The sequence below is a fragment of the Fodinibius sp. genome, from assembly GCF_041642155.1.
Lineage (GTDB): Bacteria > Bacteroidota > Rhodothermia > Balneolales > Balneolaceae > Fodinibius.
In genome coordinates this window covers 1-3,810 of record NZ_JBEPWZ010000285.1, presented here as the reverse complement: position 1 = coordinate 3,810, position 3,810 = coordinate 1, and the positions used below count along the sequence as shown (strand labels likewise).

General features: G+C 48.4%; 6 protein-coding genes. All 6 read left to right on the top strand.

The annotated features are described in order from the left end of the window. Positions 1–6 precede the first annotated feature (6 nt). The gene (gene dnaA, locus ACESLU_RS12765) at positions 7–1,476 is read left to right on the top strand and encodes a chromosomal replication initiator protein DnaA (protein ID WP_372639023.1); all 1,470 of its coding nucleotides are present in this window, start codon (positions 7–9) and stop codon (positions 1,474–1,476) included. A 6-nt stretch (positions 1,477–1,482) separates the two neighbouring features. After that, positions 1,483–1,848, top strand: a complete 366-nt coding sequence (gene folB / locus ACESLU_RS12760) for a dihydroneopterin aldolase (protein ID WP_372639022.1) — start codon at positions 1,483–1,485, stop codon at positions 1,846–1,848. After that, complete coding sequence (gene folK / locus ACESLU_RS12755; RefSeq protein ID WP_372639021.1) at positions 1,830–2,318, top strand: 2-amino-4-hydroxy-6-hydroxymethyldihydropteridine diphosphokinase; 489 nt, start codon at positions 1,830–1,832, stop codon at positions 2,316–2,318. The genes folB and folK overlap by 19 nt, the downstream gene beginning before the upstream one ends. Before the next feature lie 6 nt (positions 2,319–2,324). Beyond that, a complete protein-coding gene (locus ACESLU_RS12750; RefSeq protein WP_372639020.1) occupies positions 2,325–2,969 on the top strand; it encodes a deoxynucleoside kinase in 645 nt (214 codons plus the stop codon). Between the two features lie 5 nt (positions 2,970–2,974). Then, entirely contained in the window at positions 2,975–3,238 is a 264-nt protein-coding gene (locus tag ACESLU_RS12745; RefSeq protein WP_372639019.1) for a hypothetical protein, read from the top strand. A gap of 90 nt (positions 3,239–3,328) precedes the next feature. Next, positions 3,329–3,810 (top strand): tetratricopeptide repeat protein (locus ACESLU_RS12740; protein ID WP_372639018.1); only part of this gene is annotated, 482 nt, incomplete at its 3' end.

The following is a 3,810-nucleotide window of genomic DNA, read 5'->3' as shown; positions in this document are numbered from 1 at the left end:
AATTTTATTGGAGGTCTTGGGACGTTGAGTACACTTTCTGCCGAAGCTGCCTGGGAGCAGTGCCTGGATATTATTCAAGACAATATTAGCTATCAAAAGTATAAGTCATGGTTTGAACCTATTGATCCCGTTAAGCTTAAAGATAACACCCTGACCATCGAAGTTCCCAGCCAATTTTGGTACGAATGGCTGGAGGAACATTATTATGGAATGTTGCGGTCAACACTGGCTAAAGTATTGGGTGAAAATGGCAAGCTGGAATATTCGGTAGTGCTGGAGAAATCCGATAATGAAACCAATAATCGGTCGGTGCGCCTTCCGCAGCGCCCCATGCCCCCCGATAGCAATCAAAATGAAAATATGAGCGGCTATTCCGAATACAGCCCCGGCAAGATCGAGAATCCTTTTGTCATTCCCGGCATCCGGAAAGCCAAAATTGATTCTAATCTCAACAGCAATTACGTTTTTGATCGATACATTGAAGGCGACTGTAACCGCCTCGCCCGCTCGGCTGCCATGGCCATTGCTGAAAACCCGGGTAGCAACTCCTTTAATCCTTTCTTTATATATGGCGGCACCGGCCTGGGCAAAACGCATCTCATCCAAAGTATCGGCAACATGGCCAAGCAGGAATATGGCAACGAACTGGCTGTTTTGTATATCTCTTCGGAAAGTTTTACGAATGAATTTGTGCAGGCCATCCGCAACAACCGCGCCAGTGAATTTACCATGTTCTACCGGCAGATTGACGTATTAATCGTGGATGATATCCAGTTTTTCAGCGGCAAGGAGAAGACACAGGAAGAGTTCTTTCATATCTTTAACGCCCTGCACCAGGATGGAAAGCAGATTGTACTGAGCAGCGATCGTGCGCCGCGGGAGATTCCCGATATTGAAGAGCGGCTCATTTCCCGCTTTAGCTGGGGGCTCAGTGCCGACCTGCAGATCCCGGAATATGAAACCCGGTACGCTATCCTGGAGCGCAAAGCGAATGACAACGGCATAGAGCTCTCGCCCGATGTGCTTGAATTCATCGCCCACAATTTCAAATCGAATGTACGCGACCTTGAAGGCGCGATCATCAAGCTGCTGGCGTTTGCATCGCTGCAGCATGTGGATGAAATAGAGCCCCAGATGGCCAAGCGGGTATTGAAAGACATGATCAAGGAATCACATACCTCTATCTCTATTGAGCAGATTCAAAACTACGTGTGCGATTATTTTGGCATCGATACCAATAAAGTCCGCGAAAAGACCCGAAAACAGGAAATCGTTGAGGCCCGGCAGATTGCCATGTATCTCTCCAAACAGTTTACCGACTCCAGCCTCAAAACCATCGGCCTTCACTTCGGGGGACGCGATCACTCAACGGTAATCCATGCGATCTCTACGGTGGAAGAACGCATGCAAACCACGGCCAAGCATAAACGAATGGTCGATGAACTGTACCAAAAAATTGAAATGGCCACCCTTTAATCTCTCATGGCTACCCTGACCCTTAAAAGCCTCTGTTTTAAAGCTTATCACGGATTTTATGAGGAGGAACGCCGGCAGGGAAATCGCTTTGAAGTCGACCTTACCTTTACGGCCGGTCTCCGCCCGGCCGGCGACAGTGACCGCCTTGAAGATACCATCGACTACCAAAAAGCGGCGGACATCGTTCAAAAAGTGATGGAGGGCCCCTCTCAAAAGCTCATCGAAAGCCTCACCAAACGTATTGGCGACCAGCTTTTTGAGTCGTTCCCGAAAGCGGAACGGCTACAGGTATCCGTCCGAAAACTTGCCCCCCCGATCGACGTAGAAACCGCGTATTCCGAAACCCGCATGTCATGGCGACGGTCGTTGTAGCAGTTGGTTCTAATATGGGAAATCGCCGCCGACACCTGTCGGATGCCAGGTCCTTTTTACGGGCCCTGTCCGAAACAACCCTCACTGCCTCTTCCGTCTACATCACCGAGCCCATTGGTCCCGCCACCCGCGACTTTTATAATGCGGTCATTAAGCTGACCACCGATATCGAACCCGCATCGCTTATTAAAACATTCAAAACGTTTGAAACCAGACACGGGCGATCGCCCGAGCATCCCCGCTGGAGCGCCCGCACCATCGATCTGGATATTATTTCATATGGTGACTTGGTGATTCAAACGGATAACCTTATTATTCCCCACCCGGAATATCACAAGCGTTTATTTGTACTGGAACCGCTCCGGGAAATCCTACCCGGATGGAAGGATCCGAAGACCGGCTGTTCCATGGACGAGCTCCTTGCGGAAGCCCCCGGTATGCGAATTAAAAAAACGGATTTACGTTGGTAAATAGATATGGCGAACCAATTCGAATTTATTGCAGTTGAAGGGGTTATCGGGGCCGGTAAAACCTCCCTGGCTAAATTGCTATCCGAGCGGAACAGTGCCCGCCTGGTGTTGGAACAGTTCAAGGACAACCCTTTCCTGCCCAAATTTTATGAAGATCGCGAACGTTACGCCTTCCCTACCCAGATGGCGTTTTTAGCCAGCCGCTTTAAGCAGCAGCAGGATATGCTGAGCAAAGACCTGTTCCACCAGATGACGATCTCCGATTATATCTTTGAAAAAGATCGGATCTTTGCCCGGCTGAACCTGGAAGACGATGAACTGGCCCTTTATGATTCTATCTTTGATATTATGACCGGCATATCGGCCAAACCCGACCTGGTTATCTACCTGCAATCGTCCGTGGAGCGGCTGATGGAAAATATCCGCCAGCGTGATCGCGACTACGAACGCAATATTACCCGAACCTACCTGGAAGAACTGAGCGAATCGTACAACCATTTCTTTTATCATTACAATAAATCACCGCTGATGATCATTAACACATCAGAGATTGATTTCGTAAGTAATAAAAAACACTTAGATTATATAGAAGAACAGATCTTCGAACAGCCTATACGCACTAATACACATATTCATATTATCCCTGACTAACCGTAATGATACGTACACTTTTATTTTTAGTACTGATGTACCTGCTTATCAAGGTCATCAGCCGACTTTTTTTAAACTCTGGATCCGGTAACAACCCCAAAAACGGCAGCTTTTTCTATCGGACCTTTCGCCAGTTTCAACAGGGACAGCAACAGCAGCGTCAACAGCGGAATCCCACCCACGACGCAGACCGTTTTGAAGAGATTGAAGAAGCGGAATACGAGGACATCACCGAAGATGATCCCTCATCTGCCAAATCGTCTGATTAACGCCTTAACTTTGCTTATCTTACAGGCAGGCTACAGCTTATTTAACGGAAACAGCTAAAACTACATTTAACTTGAAAGCAGCTATTTCGCATGAACTTTGAAGAACAATTAGAAGAAGGACTCTCTCTGCTCCACGAAGGGGATTACGACCACGCACTGGATATCTCCTACCAGCTCCAGAAAATGGAGCCGGAATCGGCCGACGGGTACCATTTGGAAGGGATGGTATTTCAGAAGCTCAACCAGTGGGAAAAAAGCATCGAAGCTCTCGACAAAGCCATCAATCTTGAACAGGAAAAAAGTGGTTATTACAACCTGCGTGGCTTTGCCCACCTGCAGCTGGAAAATCTGGATGAAGCCAAGTACGATTTTGACAAGGCGATCGACCTGGACGACTCGCCCGCGGCGCACCGAAATCTCGTTCTTTATATGATTATGAGCGATGAGGGCAATGAGGCCATCAGCTACCTGCTTGACCGCATCCGGAATAACCCGAAGGATGTGGAGAACTGGATTCTGATGGGCGATCTTATGCAGCGCGCCGGGCAGGGGGCCAAAGCCCGCACCTACTA

Coding starts and splice junctions, on each gene's coding strand:
- ACESLU_RS12750 (WP_372639020.1), top strand. CDS start 2,325: ATGGCGAACCAATTCGAATTTATTGCAGTTGAAGGGGTTATCGGGGCC.
- folB (WP_372639022.1), top strand. CDS start 1,483: ATGGCTACCCTGACCCTTAAAAGCCTCTGTTTTAAAGCTTATCACGGA.
- ACESLU_RS12745 (WP_372639019.1), top strand. CDS start 2,975: ATGATACGTACACTTTTATTTTTAGTACTGATGTACCTGCTTATCAAG.
- folK (WP_372639021.1), top strand. CDS start 1,830: ATGGCGACGGTCGTTGTAGCAGTTGGTTCTAATATGGGAAATCGCCGC.